The following is a 20,025-nucleotide window of genomic DNA, read 5'->3' on the forward strand; positions in this document are numbered from 1 at the left end:
GGCTCGGTCGGGGCACCAGTTCGGCCGGGCTCGGCTCATGACCCCTGGACCGTGATCTCGTTGACCCCGACCTTGTAACCACTGCCGTTCGGCGGCAGGTCGGTGATCCAGAACAGCAGGTAGCGGTACTTCTGGTCGGCGTCGAAGCCGTTGAAGGTCATCGTCGTGCCGTCGTGCGCCTCGAACGGCTGACCGATCGGGTTCTTCTTGTACGCCTTGAGAATCTCGTCGTCGCCCTTGTTGGTCGAGGGCTGGTCGATGGTGCCGGTGAGCAGCTCGGCGGAGGCACCCGTGTCGGAGAGGTTCACCTGCACCGACTTGATGGTGTGCTCGCCGCCCAGGTCGATCCAGACGCCCATGCCCCGCTTGTAGTTGCCGAAGTTGCTGGCCCCCCGGTAGGTCTGCGTGGACCAGCCGTCGTCCTTGTCGCCGTCGAACACCTTCTCGGCGTCACGGACCTCGGCCCGGTCCCGGCTGTCCGGGTCGATGATCCGGGCGGCGCTGATCTTCAGGTTCCGGACCGCCGGTGCCGCCGGCTCCTCGCTCACCGGCGCGCTAGAGGTGGGCGCGGCGACCGGATTCTTCTGCGGCTCGTCCTCGCCGCCGCCGAGGGTGCTGATGCCGATCAGCAGGCCGACCAGGGCGAGCGCGAGCAGGCCGGCGATGCCCAGGGCGACCTTGCGGCCACCGGCGGCGGCCAGCGGCGAGGGCTCCTCGCCGGTCTCGGCGGCGAAGCGCAACGGACCGTTCGTGTCGAGGTAGTCGTCCTCGGGAACGTCGAGTCGGGCCAGTTCGGCCGCCAGGACGTCCGAGGAGGGCGGCGCGATGTCGGCGTCGAGCAGGTCCATCGTGAGGTCGTCCAGGTACGCCGGCACACCGGCCCGGACCTGACGGGGTGCCGCCGCCGCACCGTTGGCGTCGCGTACGGCGTCAGGGATGGCCGCCCGGCCGTGCCCTGCGGTGGCGCCGTGCAGTGGGGCCTCGGCGTGCGGCCAGTAGCCGGTCAGCGCGAAGTAGAGGAGGCCGCCGACGGCTCGGACGTCGTTCTCCTGGCTGTCGGCACCGTCGGTACGGGCATCAGCCAGCACCACCCGACCGTCGTCGCTGATCATCACCGTGCCCGGGTGCACGTTGCCGTGCACCATGCCGGTGGCGTGTACGGCCGCCAGGGCGCTGGCGACCGCGTTGCCGACGGCGGTGGCCCGGGCGGCGTCCAGGGGCCCCTCGGAAACCAGTTCCCGCAGCGAATGTCCGTCGACCCACTCGCGTACCACGTAGGCCCGCTCGGCCTCGTCGATGGCGTCGTAGACGCCCACCAGGTTGGGGTGGATGACCCGGCTGGCCGCGACCGCGGCCTGGAGCATCTCGGTGGCGGAGTCGCCACCGGGGTAGCGCATCACGACCGCTACCGGCCGACGCAGCACGACATCGACCCCACGCCAGACCAACCGGCCGGCGCTGTCGTTGTTGATGTGCTCGACCAGTTCGTAACGCTCGGCGAGGACCTCACCGGCCGTCGGAGCACCGAAGGTCATGACCGGCGGAGTGGTCTCGTCCGCGTCCTGACCCTCGCCGACCTGGGTCACCCGTCCTCCCTCGGTGATCTTGTCGATCGATGGACCCGCGCTGCTGGGCATGTGACTTCCCGCTCCGCATTCGTCTGGCACGGGGCGACCGGTTCCGACGCGAGCCGGTGCCTGCCGTACCCGTCGAGAGCGACCTTACCTGGGATGGCCGTCTCCCCGACATGTCATCTTCCCGCCGTGACCAACAGGGGTGTTCGCACTCGGGCGCACTCGTCCGGTTACGACCGATGTCAGCCACGTTGCTGGTACATGTACCAGCCAATCTAGAGGCCGCCTACAACGAGCTGTCGCCGGGGCGGTGCTGGCTGTACGCGGTGGATCAGGTGCCAGCCGGGTTCCCGTCGATCGGCCGACCACACTCGGCCTTCCGGTTGGTTATCCACAGGCCGATCCGGCAGGTGAGCGGCGACGCGCTGAGTTATCCACAGGCACATCCCCAGCCTGGTGATCCTCGATCACACTCGGTGAATTCGTGGAGATCAACGGCCGAGTCGGCGACGGACCATGCCGACCACCTCGGTGATCTCGGAGATCCGGAGCAGCATCGCCAGACCGAGGTACGTACCGCCGATCACCGCACCGCCGACCACCAGCTGCACGAGGGCCTGCAGTCGGGTGGGCGTGTCGTCGCCGGGCAGCAGGGCCACCACCAGCAGACCGACGAGTGCGGCGCCGAGCGCGGCCACCGCCACCCGGCCCAGGGTGCGCAGGATGGTGCCCAGCCCGATCCGGCCCACCCTCGGACGCAGCAGCCAGGCGGAGGCGATGGCGGCGGCGAGGTACGAGATCGTGTTGCCGATCATCATTCCGGACGCCGCGAAGCTCGCCGAGAAGGCCGCGAACAGCCCGATCTGCACCAGCGCCCGCAGCGCCACCACCGGGATGTTGATCAGGGCCGGGGTGCGGGTGTCCGGCAGCGCGTAGAAGGCGAAGGTGAACAGTTGGCTCACCGCGAACGGCACCAACGCCACCGCCGCGAACAACAGCACCGGGGCGGTCGCCTTCGCGCCTTCGTCGGTGAACGCCCCCCAGCGGAACAGCGTGAAGGCGATCGGGGTGGCCAGCACGGCGTAGCAGACGGCGATCGGCGCGAGCACGGCCGAGACGGTGCGGGTGCCGCGGGACAGGTCGGCCGCCAGATCGGCGTACCGGCCGTCGGCGGCGGCGGCGCTCATCCGGGGCATCAGCGCGGTGATGATCGAGACGGCGATGATGCCGTGCGCCATCATCAGCAGCAGGAACACGTTGTTGTAGATCAAGGCGCCGGCGGCCTGCCCGCTGGTGCGGCTGAGCAGGTTGAAGACCACGATCAGGCCGACCTGGCTGACCGCCACGTAACAGAACATCCAGGCGCCCAGCCGACCCAGCTCACCCAGGCCGAGCGCGCGGAAGTCGAACCGGAACCGCCACCGGAAGCCGACCTTGCGCAGCGCGGGCAGCAGCCCGGCGGCCTGGATGGCCACACCGAGCAGGGTGCCGCCGCCGATCAGCAGGATCCGGCCGGTGGTCATCTCGTCCGGGGCGAGGATGTCGGTGCTGAAGATCGCGATGTAGAGACCGGCGGTGGCGATCACCACGATGTTGTTCAGGATCGGCGCCCACATCGGGGCGGCGAAGTGCCCCCGGGTATTGAGTACCGCGCTGATCAGCGCGCTCAGACCGGTGAAGAAGATCATCGGCAGCATCAGCCGGGCCAGCGAGGTGACCAGGGACCGGTAGTCGGCAGGTGCCTCGTCGCTGGCGTACAACCAGGTGAGCACCGGGGCCATGGCGACCGCGAGCAACGCCGCCGCGCCGAGCGCGACCACCGCCAGGGTGAGCAACCGCTGGGTGTACGCCTGACCGCCGTCCTGGTCGAACTTGCGCCGCCGTACCAGCACCGGGATCAGCACGCTGGTGAGGATGCCGCCGAGCAGGAACTCGTACACCATTCCGGGCAGGATCTGGGCGGTGGTGTACGCGTCACCGATGGCTGAGCCGAGCGCGGCGGTGATCGCCAAGGTACGCAGGAAACCCGTACCCCGGCTGACCAGGCTGCCGATGGCCATCACCGCGCTGTTGGTCGCGGCGCTGCTCTCCGCGACCTGCTCCTGCGGTGGGGCGACCGACTCGGCGGCGGGCTGGTTGAGCGGGTCGGCGGAGATGAACGTGGCACCGTCACCGGGCCGGCCGCCGGGCGCGCCGCCCTGCTGGGCGTTCGCGCTGCGGTAGAGCCCGCCGCTCATCTGCGCCTCCAAGGGGATAGGCCGGAACCGGCATCGGCCCGCACGCCACAGACCTTAGTCAACCCCGGCCCGTTACCCGCGCCCGGCGGAGGAGATGCCAGTCAGGACCGATAGGCTGCTGATCCGATGTCCGACGCCGCCGCATCCCACGCCACCGACCGCCGCGAACTGAGCGCCGCGCAGCGCAACGCCGTCGCAGAACTGCTCCGGGTCTCCCCGGTCGCCGACGAGTTGGGCCGCCGATTCGCCGTCGCCGGTCACGAACTGCATCTCGTGGGCGGTTCGGTACGCGACGCGCTGCTCGGCCGGCTCGGCGAGGATCTCGACTTCTGCACCGACGCGCACCCGGATCAGACGCTCGGCATCGTGCGGGGCTGGGCCGAGGCGATCTGGGAAACCGGACGCGAGTTCGGCACCATCGGCTGCCAGCGCGACGGTCTGCGGCTGGAGATCACCACCTTCCGCGCCGAGTCGTACGACCAGGTGAGTCGGAACCCGGTGGTCGAGTACGGCACCAACCTGACCGAGGACCTGCGGCGGCGGGACTTCACCATCAACGCGATGGCGGTGAGCCTGCCGGATCACCGCTTCACCGACCCGTACGGCGGCCTGGCGGACCTGGCCGCGAAGGTGGTGCGTACCCCGGGCACCCCGGCCGAGTCCTTCGGCGACGACCCGCTGCGGATGCTGCGGGCCGCCCGCTTCGCCGCGCAACTGCGCTTCGCGGTTCACCCGGACGTGTATGCGGCGATGACCCGGATGGCGGCCGACCTGGACCGGATCACCGCCGAGCGGATCCGGGACGAGTTCACCAAGCTGCTCTGTGCCGCCGACCCGATCACCGGGCTGCGCCTGCTGGTCGACACCGGGCTGGCCGAGCGCTTCCTGCCGGAGTTGACCGGCCTGAAGCTGGAGATCGACGAGCACGCCCAGCACAAGGACGTCTACGAGCACACCCTCACCGTGGTGCGCAACGCGATCTCGTACGAGCAGGACGGGCCGGATTTCATTCTGCGGATGGCGGCCCTGATGCACGACGTCGGCAAGCCGGCGACCAAGGCGGTCGGCTCCGACGGGCGGGTCAGCTTCCACCACCACGAGGTGGTCGGGGCCCGGTTGACCAAGGCGCGGATGAAGGCGCTGCGCTACCCGAAGGACATCACCGCCAAGGTCACCGCCCTGGTCGCGCTGCACCTGCGCTTCTACGGGTACGGCCGGGGCGAGTGGACCGACTCGGCGGTCCGCCGGTACGTCACCGACGCCGGTGACCTGCTGTCCCGGCTGCACAAGCTGACCCGGTCGGACTGCACCACCCGCAACCGGCGCAAGGCGGCTCAACTGGCGGCGGACTACGACGCCCTGGAGGAGCGGATCGCTCGGATCGCCGCCGAGGAGGACCTGGCCCGGGTCCGTCCCGATCTGGACGGTAACGCGATCATGGAGTTGCTCGGCGTACCGCCGGGGCCCATCGTCGGGCAGGCCTGGAAGTACCTGAAGGACCTACGCCTGGAGCGTGGGCCGCTGGACCGCGACACGGCCGAGGCCGAACTGCTGCGCTGGGCCCGCGAACAGGGCATCGGTAGCTGAGCAGCGGCCGGCAACAGCCCCGTCTTCACGTACCCCGGAACGTCCTTCCTCGACGGTCGCTACGACGAAACGCCGACGTTCCGACCAAACGGCTGAGCCCTGCCTTGCGCAGTTCATTCATGATGTTGAGGCGTCCTGCTCGTGTCATCTGCCGCAGTAGGACATTCCATTGCCCGTTCGGCCGCCGCCGGCTGCCGACGACAAACGGGGAGATCGCCTAGTGAAACGACGTGGCGTACTGCGCCGCACGGCGGTAGCGGGGCTCGCCCTCGCCACCGCCTCGTCCATCCTCACCGTCGCCACCGGCGGCGTCGGGATGGCTGCTCCCGCCGACTCGGCCCGCGCCGAGGTCCGCGGCAGCGAGGGCACCGGCGTCGTGCCGGGCCGTTACATCGTCGTCCTCAAGGACAAGCAGGCCACCTACAGCAGCGTCCGGGCGCTCGCCTCGACCTTCGTCAAGCAGCATGGCGGCAGCGTCCGTCAGGTGTTCGACTCTGCTCTCGTCGGCTACTCGGCCGCGATGGACCAGCGGCAGGCCGACAGGCTCGCCGCGCATCCCGCCGTCGACTACGTCGAGCCGGTGCGCCGACTGTCGGCCAACGGCACGCAGAGCAGCCCGCCGTGGGGTCTGGACCGGCTCGACCAGTACACGGCGAAGCTGAACAAGACCTACAAGTACCCGAACACCGGCAGCAAGGTCACCGCGTACATCCTGGACACCGGCATCAATGTCAAGCACCAGGACTTCGGCGGCCGGGCCACCATGGGGTACGACGCCATCGACCCGCCGCCGCCCACGCCGGACCCCGAGCCCACCGATCCGCCGGTGGACGGCGTCCAGGCCAACGCGAACGGTGACTGCAACGGCCACGGCACGCACGTGGCGGGCACCGTCGGCGGCACGAAGTACGGTGTCGCCAAGGGCGTCAAGCTGGTCGGCGTACGGGTGCTCGACTGTGAGGGCTACGGCACGACCGAGCAGGTCATCGCCGGTGTCGACTGGGTGACCGCGAACGCGCAGAAGCCGGCCGTGGCCAACATGAGCCTCGGCGACGTCGTCGCCATCCCATCGCTCGACGAGGCGGTGAAGCGCTCGATCGCCTCGGGCATCACCTACTCGCTCGCCGCAGGCAACTCGATGATGGACGCCTGCAAGACGTCCCCGGCCCGGGTGCCGGACGCGATCACCGTCGGGGCGACGGACCGGGTCGACATGCGTGCCTGGTTCTCGAACTACGGCAAGTGCCTCGACGTGTTCGCACCGGGCGTCAGCATCGTCTCGGCGCGGCACGACAGCAACACCGGCAGCGTGGGCTACAGCGGCACGTCGATGGCCGCTCCGCACGTGGCGGGTGCGGCTGCGCTGCTGCTGCACTCCAACCCGAGCTGGACGCCGAAGCAGGTCCGTGACCGCATCGTCACCACCGGCATCGCGGGCGCGGTCTACGACACGAAGGGCTCGATCGACCGGATGTTGACGGTCGGTTCGGTCACCTCGTCCCGCAGCGGCTTCGCCTTCAAGGCCAAGTCCAACGGGAAGTTCGTCACCGCCGCCAGCACCAAGAAGGCGCTGGTCAACAACGGCAAGAGCCTGGGCACCGCGCAGCGCTACGACTTCGTCAACGCCGGTAGCGGCCTGATCGCGCTGCGGTCCAAGAACACCGGCCGGTACGTGGTGGCGCCGAGCAAGGGCACCAAGCCGCTGATCGCCAGCCACAAGACGATCGTCACGTCGGCGAAGTTCCAGATCATCAACCACACCGACGGTACGGTCAGCCTCAAGGCCAAGATCAACGGCAAGTACGTCACGGCGCCGAAGTCCGGCACCTCGTCGTTGAAGGCGAGCAAGACCAGCATCGGCTCGTCGGAGAAGTTCAACATCGAAGCGCCGGCTCCGGTGATCAGCATCAAGTCGAAGGCCAACGGCAAGTACGTCGTGGCCGGCAGCAAGCCGCTGATCGCCAGCAGCAGCAAGGTCACCAAGTCGGCGAAGTTCCAGATCGTCAACATCGGTGACGGCTTCTTCGGCCTCAAGGCCCTGGCCAACGGCAAGTACGTGACCGCCGCGAGCAAGGGCACCAAGCCGCTGATCGCCAGCGCCAAGTCGCGCGGCGTGTGGGAGAGTTTCGACTTCCTCGACTACAACGGCGACGGCACGGTCTTCTTCCGGGCCAGCGACAACCAGGCGGTCTCCGCCGGATCGGCCGGCACCAAGCAGCTGATCTCGAACAAGAACATCAAGTGGTTCGAGTTCGAGTTGGGGCTCGGCAAGGGCGAGAAGTTCACCGTCTCGGCCGCGTAACACCCCACGCACCATCCGACGCCCGTCGGAGCACCCGGACACCCGGGCCGCTCCGACGGGCGTCACCCGTTGGGGGCATCGGGTGCCCCGTCGGTGCGGTCTGTGCGTTGCGTTCGCGGTCGGGTGCGCATCGTGGGTGCGGTCTTGCGGTCTGCGCGTTCGAGTGCGAATCGTGGGCGCGGGGGCGGCGACGGCCCGGCGCGTGTTCGATGTCGGTGGCCGGGGGACAATGGGGAGATGCGTTGGACGCTGCTCGACTCGCCGATCGGGATCTTCTCCGTGGCCACGGAGAATGGCAGCGTGTGCGGGACTCGTTTCGGCCCGGTCGAGACCGCGACCGAGGTACCGGCCGACGAGACGTCCCGCCGGGCGGTGGCGGAGTTGCGGGCCTACTTCGCCGGGGAGCTGACCGAGTTCGACATCCCGGTGACGGTGCCGCGCGGCTCCGACTTCGAGCGGGCGGTGTGGCGGGAGATGACCCGCATCCCGTACGGAGAGACGCTGACCTACGGGCAGGTGGCTCGGCTGGTGGGTGACGCCGGCGCGGCGCGGGCGGTCGGGGTGGCCTGCAACCGCAATCCGATCCCGGTCATCGTGCCCTGCCACCGCATCATCGGTGCCGGCGGCAAGCTCGTCGGCTTCGGCGGCGGCCTGGACCGCAAGGTCAAGCTGCTGGAGTTGGAAGCCCGGGTCGCCCTACAACAAGCCTGGTCCTGACCGCCACCCCGCAGACCACCACCGCTTACCGACCAGCCTGCTAACCACGGCGGCCAGCCTGCCGACCGCCGTGGCCAGCGCTGTGATCGACTCCGTTACGCCGAAACAGTGGTATCCGACCGCCCCAAACCCCGCCGTTTCGGCGAAACGGCGGCGCCAACCCGCACCCGACTCGGATCGGGGTCCGGTCAGTCTGGGGCGGGGAGGCAGCCGCCGTCGGCGATGCGGGTGCCGAATTCCACGGTGATGTCGTCCTGACGGACGCTGCCGAAGACGCATAGCCCGGCCGGTCCAGCCGGAGAAGATCAGCCCGTCGCCGGGGCCAAGGTCGAGTCGACCCGGCGGTCGGACGACCACGTCCAGCAGCCCGGTGCCGGCCACCGCCTGCCGTACGGCTTCCTCCTCGGGCGCGTCTTGACCGCCGACGGTCAGTAGGTTGAGGACGCGCTGCACCTCCGCCGCACAGGCGTGGGCGCCACCGGCTGCCGCCGGGTCGAGGGTGCCGCGCTGCCGGAAGGCCTTGTTGGCCGCCTGCTGGCGCAGGAATTCCTCCTGGCGCAGCTGCTCGTCGGTCATCGGATGTCCGCTGCCGACCGCCTCCGGGGCGCCCGGGGAGGTGACCGTCCCGGTGGGCTTCGCCACCACCTCTGGCGGCGTACCGGCCGCAGCCGCACAGCGGGCCTCGACGATCGGTGTCGCCGAGGCGGCGGGTGATGCCGGGACGGTCGGTCGTGCCGGCCCGGTCGACGGGGCGCTGTCGGGCGGTGCGCAGGCGGTCAGGGCGGACACGAGCAGGACGCCCGCGACTGCGCTGGCCACCCGGTATCGCGACCCGACGATGCCGGGCGAGGAACTCCAGATGCCCTTTGGGCAGGAACCAGCCGCCGTGCCGTTGCCAGGGCGGGAGAAACGAAACGATCGCCTCCGCATCGGCCGTGGCCCGCCGCCACGCCGCAGTCCCCGCCAGAACGACCGACACTCGTCAATGGACAGCACGCCGGTCAGCCTAACCCGCGCTCGCGGTACGAAAACGTACTTCGTACCGCCGCCTTGCGGTGGGGGTGGGTAGCGGTGAGGGCCGGGTTCGTGCGGACCCGGCCCTCAGCGGTGTGGCTGCGTCAGCGCTCGATCTCGCCGGCGATGAACGCCTCGACGGCGGCGTGCGCGTCGTGGTCGGCGTACTGCACGGGCGGGGACTTCATGAAGTACGACGAGGCCGACAGGATCGGGCCGCCGATCTTCCGGTCCAGGGCGATCTTGGCGGCGCGGACCGCGTCGATGATGACGCCGGCCGAGTTCGGGGAGTCCCACACCTCGAGCTTGAGCTCGGCGTTGAGCGGGGTGTCGCCGAACGAGCGGCCCTCCAGGCGGATGTAGGCCCACTTGCGGTCGTCCAGCCACGGCACGTGGTCGGACGGGCCGATGTGCACGTCGCTCTTGGCCATCTCGTGCGGCACCTGGGAGGTCACCGACTGGGTCTTCGAGATCTTCTTCGAGACCAGGCGGTTGCGCTCCAGCATGTTCATGAAGTCCATGTTGCCGCCGAAGTTGAGCTGGTACGTGCGCAGCAGCTCGACACCGCGGTCCTCGAAGAGCTTCGCCAGGGCCCGGTGCACGATGGTCGCGCCGACCTGGCTCTTGATGTCGTCACCGACGATCGGCAGACCGGCGTCGGTGAACTTCTGCGCCCACTCCGGGTCGGAGGCGATGAAGACCGGCAGGGCGTTGACGAACGCGCAGCCGGCGTCGATGGCGGCCTGGGCGTAGAACTTGTCGGCCTGCTCCGAGCCCACCGGCAGGTACGAGACGACCACGTCGACCTGGGCGTCACGCAGCGCCTTGACCACGTCGACCGGTGCGGCGTCCGACTCCTCGACGATCTCGCGGTAGTACTGGCCGAGGCCGTCGAAGGTCGGGCCGCGCTGGACGGTCACGCCGGTCGGCGGTACGTCACAGAGCTTGATGGTGTTGTTCTCGCTGGCGACGATCGCCTCTGCGAGGTCCATGCCCACCTTCTTGGCGTCGACATCGAACGCCGCGACGAACTGCACGTCCGAGACGTGGTAGTCGCCGAAGGTGACGTGCATGAGACCCGGGACGCGGTCGTTCGGGTCGGCGTTCCGGTAGTACTCGACGCCCTGCACGAGGGACGAGGCGCAGTTACCCACACCGACGATGGCGACGCGGACGGAGCCCATCGCGTGTGCCTCCTTCTTTTCTGTCACGGCCGCTCTTTCCTGGACTCTCCAGGCGGAGGCGGGCTGTTGTCTTCTCGTCGGCCGCCGGCCGTCCCGTCGTTCGGGACCGTCGGGGCACGGCCGGAGCGCTCGTTGGCGATGAGCTCCTCCAGCCAGCGGACCTCACGCTCACAGGCCTCCAGGCCGTGGCGTTGCAGCTCCAGCGTGTACGCGTCGAGGCGCTCGGCCGCTCGGCCCAGCATGTCGCGAAGTCCTTCACGACGTTCCTCGATCGTGCGACGGCGACCTTCCAGGATGCGCAGTCGGGTTGCCTGGTCGGTTCGGGAAAAGAACGCGAAGTGCACGCCGAAACCGGTGTCGCCGTACGTCTCCGGCCCGGTCTGCGCGATGAGCTGGGCGAAGCGTTCCTTGCCCTCCGCGGTGATGGTGTAGACCACCCGACCTCGTCGGCTGGTCAGCGCGGGAACCTCCTCGGCGGTGGCGGGTGTGTCGGCGGCCTCGGTGATCCAACCCGCCGCCTGGAGGCGGCGCAGGGTCGGGTAGAGAGAGCCGTAGCTGATCGCTGCCCGGATCGCTCCGAGCTTGGCGGTGAGCTCCTTGCGCAGCTCGTAGCCGTGCATCGGAGCCTCCTGCAGCAGGCCGAGGATGGCCAGCTCTAGCATCGGCCAACCTCCCCATTACCCTGTGCGCGGATCGCTAACCACCACGATGTATCGGACCGATACATCGCACCGTAGCGGCTCGCCCCGATCGGGGCAAACCCCCTCCTGTTAAACCCTCGGTCCGAGGTCTGCTCGTTACAGATCGTGACGGTGGTCGCCTCGTCTGGCGAGACCGCGTACCCTTTGCCGCATGCGTACGCAGCGCCAGGTCGTCGACTACTCGCTTCGGAGGCGAGCGCTGCTGCGTGAACTCGTCGCCGGTCGGGTCGGCACCTATGACCTGTGTGACGCGTCTCCGTACCTGAAGAACGCGGCTCGGTTCCACGGCGAGCCCACCGACCAGCGGTGTCCGATCTGCCGGAGCGAAAACCTCACCCACGTCCACTACATTTACGGCGACGAACTCAAGCAGTCCGCCGGCCAGGCCCGTACGGTGGCCGAGTTGTCGATGCTGGCGATGACGCTGCGTGAGTTCCAGGTGTTCGTGGTGGAGGTGTGCCTCGGCTGTGACTGGAACCATCTGGTGGAGCAGTACCTGCTCGGGCGGGACGGACTGACCGAGAGCGAGGCGGAGCATGAAGCGGCCGGCGGGGTTGCCGCCGCTGCTGCGGGAGCCAACGCTCAGCGAAGGCGAGAGGCCCAACGGTGATTCGAGCGCGATCGGCCAGCCCTGGCCGTGACGTACCTGGCCGGGGCGACCGACGGCTCGTAAGTGCGAATAGTCCGAAAGATTCGTATCTGATGCCGGCACCACGGCACCCCCGTGCCGTGCGCGCGGGTGTCGCATCTCACGGCAAACCGGTGGCGGCGCGGCAGCGCCCCACCGCGACGGCAGGGTGTGAGGAATGAACTCGTACGGTGATCCCAGCTCCTTGCGCGGCCGGGCCCGGATACCGGGCCAGGACGACCCGGGGCAGGCGGACGACGCGTACCGCGGCCCGAGTGGTGACCCGCGCGGAGTCAACTGGACGACCGGACCTGAGGGCGCCGGCTCGTCGGCTCGTGCCTCGGTCGGTGGGCGGGCCTCGGTCGGTGGTTCGGCGAGTGTGCCGACGCTGGGTCGATCCGCCGGCTCGGCCTCGGTCGGTCGCGCCGGTCCGGGTCGTGCGTCGGTACCGGTCTCCCCGGCACCCGGTGGTCGTGCGTCGGTACCGGTCTCACCTGCCTCCGGCGGTCGTGCCTCGGTGCCGGTGTCGCCCGCACCCGGCCGTGCCGGTCGTGCGTCGGTGCCGGTGTCCCCGGCTCCCGGCGGGCCGGCGGGTCGGGCCACGGTCGGTGCGGCTGCCGTCGGGGCGGCCTCGGCCGGCCGGGCGAGTGTCGGCTCGGCTTCGGTGGGTGGTGCCGGCGGTCGAGCCGCCGTGGCGCGGGCCAGCGTCGGCGGTCCCGGGGGGCCAGGTGGACCGGGTGGTCCCGGTGGCCCGGGTGGCCCGGGCGGACCAGCTGGTCCCGGGCGAGGCGGGCGTGACCCGAAAGCGGTGGCCCGGGCCCGTAGGCGCAAGCGGATGAACCTGCTGATCGCCAGCTTCGCCGTCTTCATCATGCTTGCCGGCATCGGCGTCGTCGGGTTCACCTACTACTCGACGAACGTGGTGCTGCCCAAGGAGATCCCGCTGCCGCTGTCCACCACCGTCTACGCCAAGGACGGCAAGACGCTGGTGGCCAAGCTCGGCAACGAGAACCGCACCTTCGTCACCATCGAGAACATCCCCCAGCACGTGCGCGACGCCGTCGCCGCCGCCGAGGACCGCAACTTCTACCGGCACTCGGGTGTGGACTACAAGGGCATCGCCCGCGCCGCCTGGAACAACCTCTCCGGTGGCGACAAGCAGGGTGCCTCGACCATCACCCAGCAGTACGCCCGCAACGCCTACGAGAACCTCCAGGACGTCAGCTACTCCCGGAAGGTGAAGGAGGCGATCCTCGCCTCCAAGCTGAACGACCAGTTCACCAAAGACGAGATCATGGAGAACTACCTCAACGTGATCTACTTCGGTCGCGGGGCGTACGGGATCGAGGCGGCGGCGCAGACGTTCTTCGGCGTGAGTGCCAAGAAGCTGAACGTGGCGCAGGGCGCGGTGCTCGCCGCGATGATCAAGCAGCCGGACGCCAGCGCGTCCCACAAGGGCTTCGACCCGGAGACCAACCCGACCGACGCCAAGATCCGTTGGGAGTACGTGATCAACGGCATGGTCGAGGAGGGCTGGCTGGGTGTGCCCGGTAAGCCCGAGCGCCCGACCGAGTACCCGAAGATCCAGAAGATCAAGAAGGACAACGGCTTCGGCGTGGCCTCCCCGCGCGGCAACGTGATCAACTACGTCCGCAAGGAGATGGAGGAGTGGGGGCTGTGCTCCAACTCCGGCGCTGCCGGCAAACCCAGCTGCCGTGACGAACTGCGGGAGGGTGGCTACCGGATCACCACCACCCTCGACCCGAAGATGCAGAAGGCGCTGGAGGAGATCGCCCAGGTGGGCCGCAAGGGAGCGTTCCTGGCGGACCAGCCGAACAACCTGATGCCGGCCGTGGTGTCCGTCGAGGCGAAGACGGGTCGTGTGCTGGCCTACTACGGCGGCAACAGTGGCGCGGACTACGACTACGCGGGCCTGAACACCGACCAGAACGGCAACCTCGTCGGCGGCCACCCGCCGGGCTCGACGTTCAAGGTCTACACCCTGGCCGCGGCCATCGACACCGGCATCTCGGTCAAGTCGTACTGGGACGCCACGCCGTTCAAGCCCGAGGGCTTCAAGGACCAGATCGTGAACGCCGGCCGGGACGTACGGCAGAGTTGCAACAAGTCCTGCACCCTGCAGGAGTCGACCGTGCTGTCGTACAACGTGCCGTTCTTCCACATCGCGGAGCAGATCGGCACGGACAAGGTGATCGATATGGCCCGCCGGGCCGGCGTCCGCACCATGTGGGACGACAACTCGAAGCCGTTCGACCTGATGAAGAACAAGCCGGAGGACCTCGCGCCGAAGCACTTCGACCGGGTGGCCGCCTACGGGCAGTACCCGATCACCGTGCTCGACCACGCCAACGGCATGGCCACGTTCGCCAACGGCGGCAAGTACAACAAGGCGCACTTCGTGCGGACGGTGGAGAAGCTGAACAAGGCGACCGGTAAGTGGGACAAGGTTCCGGGCACCGGCGAGAAGCTGAAGCCGCAGCAGGTGATCCGTCCGGAGGTCGCCGACGAGGTGACGGCCGTGCTCAAGGAGATCCCGGGCAAGAACAACGCAAGCGTGCCGAACCGTCAGGTGGCCGCCAAGACCGGTACCTGGCAGCTCGGCGACACCGGCAAGAACCAGGACGCCTGGATGGTCGGCTACGACAAGAACATCGCCACGGCGGTGTGGATCGGTAGCCGCGACGTCAAGAAGCGGGCCATCGTCGACCGGGGCGGCAGCAACATCGGCGGTGGCGGCCTGCCAGGTCAGCTGTGGAAGCGGTACATGGAGCAGGCGCTCAAGGGTTACGACCCCTCCGACCTGCCCAACGTCGCCGGGATCGGGGACGCGGAGGCCGGCAACGGCGTACCGCCGGCTCCGCCGCCGCCGGAGCAGCCCGAGTGCGAGCCGACGGACTTCCTCTGCCGGCTGGGCGGCGGTCGCAACGACGGCGGCGACAACCGGGGCGGTGGCCGGGACAACAACGGCGGCGGCACCATCCCGACCAACCCGCTTCCCCCCGGTCGGGACTCACCGCCGGGCGGCGGTGGCGGTGGCGGACTGCTGCCACCACGATCAACAGATCAGGAATAGACGCGTCGACCTGCGGGCGGCCGGACACCAGGTCCGGCCGCCCGCGGCGTGTCTGCCGGACGACGCTGCGCCAACCGTCCGTGAGGGATCCGCGGTGTCGTCGCGGTTTCGACTTCTACCCGGGCAACTGATACGGCAGGATGCACGGTCATGAGCACGAAGTCGACGCCGGGCATCGATGAATCTGGTGCCATCGACCACCCGTCCCGCTCCGACGGCTTCGTCCGTGGGCTGTCCGGGCTGATCGGTGGCCCTCTCGGCGACCACGCCGTCATTCGCGATCGCCCGAGCGGCGGGCGAGGACGGTTCTGGACGGCCGTGCGGATCGTCCTGGCGTTGACCTGCCTCACCCTCACCCTGCACTGGGTGCAGAAGTCGCCCTGCCAGGACGGCGCCTGGGTCAACAACCAGCAGTACACCCGGTTCTGCTACACCGACGTGCTGGCGCTCTACTACGCCGAGCGGCTCAACGAGGGTGCCGTGCCGTACCGGGACCATCCGGTGGAGTACCCGGTACTGACCGGGTACTTCATGGGTGCCCTCGGGCTGCCGGTGCACTCCGCCGGTGAGGGCAACCCGGACATCAACCAGGGGCAGTGGTTCTACAACCTCAACGCGCTCGTGCTCGGTGCGTTGGCGTTGGCCACGGTGATGGTGCTGCTGTCGCTGCGCCGTCGACGACCCTGGGACGCGGCGATGTTCGCGCTCTCCCCCGCGTTGCTGCTCACCGCCACCGTCAACTGGGACTTCCTCGCCATCGGCCTGGCCGCCCTCGGCCTGCTGGTCTGGGCGCGTACCCGGGACGACCGGACAGGACTGACACTCGCGATCCTGTCCGGAGTGCTGCTCGGGCTCGGCGGCGCGGCCAAGATGTGGCCGCTGTTCCTCCTCGGGCCGATCCTGGTGCTCGCGATCCGCGCCAACCGGGTGCGCGCCGCCGTGCTGTCCATCATCGCCGCCGCAGTGACGGTGGTGCTGGTCAACCTTCCGGTGGCGATCCCGTACCGGGAGAACTGGAACCGGTTCTTCGAACTCAACACCGAGCGCCCGATCGACTGGGGAACCCTCTGGTACATCGGTCGCTACCTGGACGGCAAGTTCGGCGACCCGGCCTCCATCGGCCCGTTCCAGTGGCTCGACGCGAACATCCCCACCCTGAACTACCTGTCGTACGCCCTGTTCGGGCTGGCCTGCCTCGCCATCGGCGCGCTCGCGTTGCTCGCACCGCGCCGTCCGCGCCTCGCGCAACTCGCGTTCCTCGTGGTCGCGGCGTTCCTCATCTTCAGCAAGGTCTGGTCCCAGCAGTTCGTGCTCTGGATGCTGCCGCTGGTGGTGCTCGCCCGACCCAAGTGGGGAGCGTTCCTGGCCTGGCAGATCGCCGAGGTGGGCTACTTCGTCGCCTTCTACGCCGAGCTGCTCGGCGCCGCGACCAGCACCTCGGTCATCCCGGAGGGCGTGTTCGTGCTGGCCGCGAGCCTGCGCCTGGCCACTGTGGTGACGCTCTGCGTGCTGGTCGTCCGGGAGATCCTGCATCCCGAGCAGGATGCGGTACGCCGCAACTACGCCGACGACCCCGACGGCGGTCTACTCGACGGCACCCCGGACGCGCCCTGGCTCGACCGCTTCCGCAGCCGCCGACCCGCCCCGACACCCACTCCCGTTCCGACCGCCTGATTGCCGGGGCACCTCCGCGGAGGTGCCCCGGGCTCTCTCAGAGGCGGAAGAGGAAGACCGAGCCCATCTCCTCGCGGGTGATGTCCAGGCCGTCCAGCGGTGCGTCGACGCTGACCTCCCACGGGGTGCCGGCGATCTCGTCGCGCAGCACCAGCACGTTGCGCACGCCGAGGGTACGCAGGTAGTCGACGCTTGTCTGGTCGGGGAACGTCATGGTCACCTGACGTACGTCGGCGAGTTGGCGAGGGGTGAACCCGCTGCCACCGTTGACGATGTCCTGGAACCGGGTGGTGGACCAGAGCATCACCGGCTGGTCGTGGTTGTGACCGCTGGGCAGCACCAGCAGCGGACCACCGACCGTCCGCATGGCGGCCGGCTGTGGTGGCACCACCGGATGCGGTGTGGTGTTCGTGCCCTCGACGATGACCAGCAGCAGCGGCAGCAGGGTGGCCAGCCGCAGCCACGGGCTGGGCCAGGACGGGATCCGCTGGGCGGAAACCTCCCGTACCCGCTCGGAGAACGCACTGACCGCGCCCGCCGCGAGCAGCCCGAGCAGCAGGGTGGCCCAGATCATGAGCCGCCCGGGCGTACGGATGCCGTTCCAACCGGGCAGGTACTCGAACAGCGGCACGTAGGTGAGGTCGCCGCCGAAGAACCTGGTGCCCATCGACAGCGTCATCGCGACCAGCACCCCGGCGAGCAGGAACAGCCGTTGACGGATGGTCCAGATCGAGAAGAACAGGCCGCCGAGAGCCAGCGCGTAGAGCGCGAAGCCGGGCAGCAGCGTCATCTCCGGATGCCACGGCAGTACGGAACGGGCACCTTCGTGCAGCCCGCCCCAGATCCGGGACTCCGCCGGAGCGGTGACGAAGCTGTTGGCGGGCGGCGAGAAGGCGGCGATGTCCCTGATGCTCCGCTCCGCCTGCGGGTGCAGCTGCGCCACGGTGAAGTAGGGGATGGCCATCAGCACACCCACCCCGGCGAAGATCAGCCCGCCGATCAGGTCGGCGACGAACAGCCGCTGACCGAAGGGCCGCTTCACCCGCCAGAAGATCCGCTTCGCGAACCAGATCAGCATGGCCACGACGACCGTGCCGGCCAGGACGTACGCGAACGGCAGGCCGATGCCGAAGCCCAGGCTCAGCTGCCAGGCGGCGACCAACCAGCCGGTGTAGACCCAGCCTTCGTGTCGGCGTTCGGGTCGATAGCCGTGCCGTAGCGACCAACCGTGCCCCCGGGCGAGCATGGCCAGGGCCAGCGGAATGCCCCCGTTGGAGATCACGTGCAGGTGCCCCGCCTGGGACAACAGCCAGGGTGCGTAGGCGTAGCTGACTCCCGCCACCGCGGAGCCGATCCGGCTCGCACCGAGCTGACGCGCCAGCACGTACGCCCCGAAGGTGGCCAGCGCGTGGGCCAGCACGAACATGATGTTGTAGCGGAGGAGGGCGTCCTGCGGGCCGCTACCGATCAGGCCGGCCGGCGCGTAGCCCAGCAGCGTGTCGGAGAAGGCGAAGCTCCACCGCTCCGGGAAGAAGGCGTTGGAGTGCCACAGCTGGGCCGGGTCGGTCCGCAGGGCGTGCCCGGACCAGGCCATCTGCCAGGCTTGCAGGCTCGGATCCCAGTAGTCGTGGGGCAACGTGTGCCGGGGGTAGCGCAGCGTCGGCCAGGTCATCAGCACGGCCAGCACCAGGGACCCGAGAGCGGCCAGGGTCCACTCGTGGATCAGCAGGCGGCCGGTTCTGCGGGCGAGTCGGCCGTACCATCGCGGCACCGGCTCGGGTGCGGGCCCGAACGCCGCCCACGGATCCTTCTTCTCGACGTCGCCCTTGTCCTTACCGTCCCCGTCCTTACCGTCGCCGGTTGCGGACTTTTTGTCCTTACCGGACGCCGGGGCCTCGGCCTCGTCCCCTGGGGTCTTGGGTTTGGCCTCGTCCCCCAACGCTTTGGTCTTGGCCTCGTCCCCCGGAGTTTTGGTTCTGGCCTCGTCTGTCGGGGTTTTGGTCTCGTTCCCCAGAGCCTTGGTCTTGCCGGCAGCGTCGGCTTGGGCCTCGGCCTTGCCGCCCGTCGGGTCCGTGCCGCCCGTCGGGTCCACGTCCTTGCTGTCCTTGCTCGCCGACTCCGTGGCCTGGTTGTCGGTGCCGTCGGTGTCGGGTCGGCCGTTGCGGTCGGCGGGCGGCTGCGCCTTGCTGCCGGATGCCGCCTGGCCGCCACCCGGCTCGATCTTCTCGGCCTTGCCGACCTCGGCTGGACCCTTGCTGGCCTCGGCCGGACCTTTGCCGGACGGGGCCGACGTGCCATCCTCCGGCTCGGCGTCGGCCGGACTGCCGGCGGCAGCCTGGATCCGGGTGCCCCGGCGGTCGCGTGTGGTCGGTCGCGGGCCGCCCGAGGGAGACTGATCGGTCGTCATCGCACCGCCGTCTCCGCCTCGAGTTGCGCGCGCAGGAAGGCGATGTCGTCACCCTGCCCGGTGGTGCCGCCCGGGGTCTCGACGATGGCCGGAGCCCCGGCTGCTCTGATCACCGTCACCAGGAGTTCGGGGTCGATGGTCCCGCCGCGCAGGTTGTCGTGGCGGTCGCGACCGGACCCGAACGCGTCCTTGGAGTTGTTCGCGTGCACCAGGTCGATCCGCCCGGTGATGGCCTTCACCCGGTCGACCAGGCCGAGCAGTTCCTCACCGCCGGCATGTGCGTGGCAGGTGTCGAGGCAGAAGCCGACCTCGTACTCGCCGACGGCGTCCCACAGGCGGGCGAGCGCGTCGAGGCGGCGAGCGCAGGCGTTCTCGCCGCCGGCGGTGTTCTCGATCAGCACCGGCAGACCGAAGCCGCCCGCCTCCTGCGCGTAGGTCAGGGCCTTACGCCAGTTGTCGAAGCCGGTCTGCGGATCGTCGCCGGCGTTGACGTGCCCACCATGGACGATCAGGCCCTTCGCGCCGATGGCCGCCGCGGCCTTCGCGTGGGCGAGCAGCAGCTTGCGGCTGGGAATCCGGATGCGGTTGTTGCCGGTGGCGACGTTGACGACGTACGGCGCGTGCACGTAGATGTCGACTTCTGCGGTGCGTAGCTGTTCCGCGTCCGCGCGGGGCTGTGGCGCCTTCCAACCCTGGGGATCGGCGAGGAAGAACTGCACGGCGTCGGCTTCACGAGCAGCCGCCTCCGCCAACGGGTCGGTCGGATCGACGTGGGCTCCGATACGCATGCAGGCGAGCCTACGTCGCGTGCCCGACAGTGGTGGTGACCCACCACCGAGTCGCGTCACCGCAGCTGGCCGGAGTCGTTGATACCGGTGGATGCGACAGCTGACCCTGACGATGGCC

13 protein-coding genes are annotated in these 20,025 nt (G+C 69.3%); 6 read left to right on the forward strand and 7 right to left on the reverse strand.

Translation table 11 applies throughout. The features are described 5' to 3' along the window. Positions 1–35: 35 nt before the first annotated feature. Entirely contained in the window at positions 36–1,637 is a 1,602-nt protein-coding gene (locus JMF97_RS13085; protein WP_203221809.1) for a protein kinase family protein, read from the reverse strand. 428 nt (positions 1,638–2,065) lie between these two features. Next, positions 2,066–3,811 (reverse strand): murein biosynthesis integral membrane protein MurJ, encoded by a 1,746-nt coding sequence (gene murJ, locus JMF97_RS13090; RefSeq protein ID WP_203221810.1) that lies wholly within the window; start codon positions 3,809–3,811, stop codon positions 2,066–2,068. 126 nt (positions 3,812–3,937) lie between these two features. On the opposite strand from murJ, the gene JMF97_RS13095 reads away from it, so the two are divergent. The 3 genes from JMF97_RS13095 to JMF97_RS13105 all read left to right on the forward strand — a co-directional run bounded on the left by JMF97_RS13095 (position 3,938) and on the right by JMF97_RS13105 (position 8,417). Next, the gene (locus tag JMF97_RS13095; RefSeq protein WP_203221811.1) at positions 3,938–5,398 is read left to right on the forward strand and encodes a CCA tRNA nucleotidyltransferase; all 1,461 of its coding nucleotides are present in this window, start codon (positions 3,938–3,940) and stop codon (positions 5,396–5,398) included. Positions 5,399–5,618: 220 nt separating this feature from the next. Continuing rightward, positions 5,619–7,700: a S8 family serine peptidase gene (locus JMF97_RS13100; RefSeq protein WP_203221812.1), complete on the forward strand. Its 2,082-nt coding sequence runs from the start codon at positions 5,619–5,621 to the stop codon at positions 7,698–7,700. A gap of 237 nt (positions 7,701–7,937) precedes the next feature. Then, positions 7,938–8,417: a methylated-DNA--[protein]-cysteine S-methyltransferase gene (locus tag JMF97_RS13105; RefSeq protein ID WP_203221813.1), complete on the forward strand. Its 480-nt coding sequence runs from the start codon at positions 7,938–7,940 to the stop codon at positions 8,415–8,417. Here the strand turns inward: JMF97_RS13105 and JMF97_RS13110 are convergent. From JMF97_RS13110 to JMF97_RS13120, 3 genes are all read right to left on the reverse strand, one after another. Continuing rightward, positions 8,397–9,236: a hypothetical protein gene (locus JMF97_RS13110; protein WP_203221814.1), complete on the reverse strand. Its 840-nt coding sequence runs from the start codon at positions 9,234–9,236 to the stop codon at positions 8,397–8,399. The genes JMF97_RS13105 and JMF97_RS13110 overlap by 21 nt on opposite strands. A 299-nt stretch (positions 9,237–9,535) precedes the next feature. Beyond that, on the reverse strand, positions 9,536–10,615 hold the full coding sequence (locus JMF97_RS13115; RefSeq protein WP_102658761.1) for an inositol-3-phosphate synthase: 1,080 nt from the start codon (positions 10,613–10,615) through the stop codon (positions 9,536–9,538). Between the two features lie 23 nt (positions 10,616–10,638). Next, positions 10,639–11,277, reverse strand: a complete 639-nt coding sequence (locus tag JMF97_RS13120) for a PadR family transcriptional regulator (RefSeq protein WP_013736582.1) — start codon at positions 11,275–11,277, stop codon at positions 10,639–10,641. A gap of 190 nt (positions 11,278–11,467) precedes the next feature. On the opposite strand from JMF97_RS13120, the gene JMF97_RS13125 reads away from it, so the two are divergent. The 3 genes from JMF97_RS13125 (at position 11,468) to JMF97_RS13135 (ending at position 16,712) form a co-directional block, all read left to right on the forward strand. After that, positions 11,468–11,926 (forward strand): DUF5318 family protein, encoded by a 459-nt coding sequence (locus tag JMF97_RS13125; RefSeq protein WP_013736581.1) that lies wholly within the window; start codon positions 11,468–11,470, stop codon positions 11,924–11,926. 196 nt (positions 11,927–12,122) lie between these two features. Next, positions 12,123–15,038, forward strand: coding sequence for a transglycosylase domain-containing protein (locus tag JMF97_RS13130; protein ID WP_412101271.1), 2,916 nt, complete (start codon positions 12,123–12,125; stop codon positions 15,036–15,038). Between the two features lie 150 nt (positions 15,039–15,188). Beyond that, the gene (locus JMF97_RS13135) at positions 15,189–16,712 is read left to right on the forward strand and encodes a glycosyltransferase family 87 protein (protein WP_203221816.1); all 1,524 of its coding nucleotides are present in this window, start codon (positions 15,189–15,191) and stop codon (positions 16,710–16,712) included. 37 nt (positions 16,713–16,749) lie between these two features. On the opposite strand, the gene JMF97_RS13140 is transcribed toward JMF97_RS13135, so the two are convergent. Both JMF97_RS13140 and JMF97_RS13145 read right to left on the reverse strand, forming a co-directional pair. Beyond that, positions 16,750–19,119 carry a putative glycosyltransferase family protein gene (locus JMF97_RS13140; protein WP_238359252.1) on the reverse strand — a complete coding sequence of 790 codons (2,370 nt, stop codon included), beginning with the start codon at positions 19,117–19,119 and terminating at the stop codon, positions 16,750–16,752. Continuing rightward, positions 19,116–19,907 carry a deoxyribonuclease IV gene (locus JMF97_RS13145; protein WP_203221817.1) on the reverse strand — a complete coding sequence of 264 codons (792 nt, stop codon included), beginning with the start codon at positions 19,905–19,907 and terminating at the stop codon, positions 19,116–19,118. The genes JMF97_RS13140 and JMF97_RS13145 overlap by 4 nt, the downstream gene beginning before the upstream one ends. Positions 19,908–20,025: the final 118 nt, after the last annotated feature.

The sequence above is a fragment of the Micromonospora fiedleri genome (assembly GCF_016774385.1).
Taxonomy (GTDB): domain Bacteria; phylum Actinomycetota; class Actinomycetes; order Mycobacteriales; family Micromonosporaceae; genus Micromonospora; species Micromonospora gifhornensis.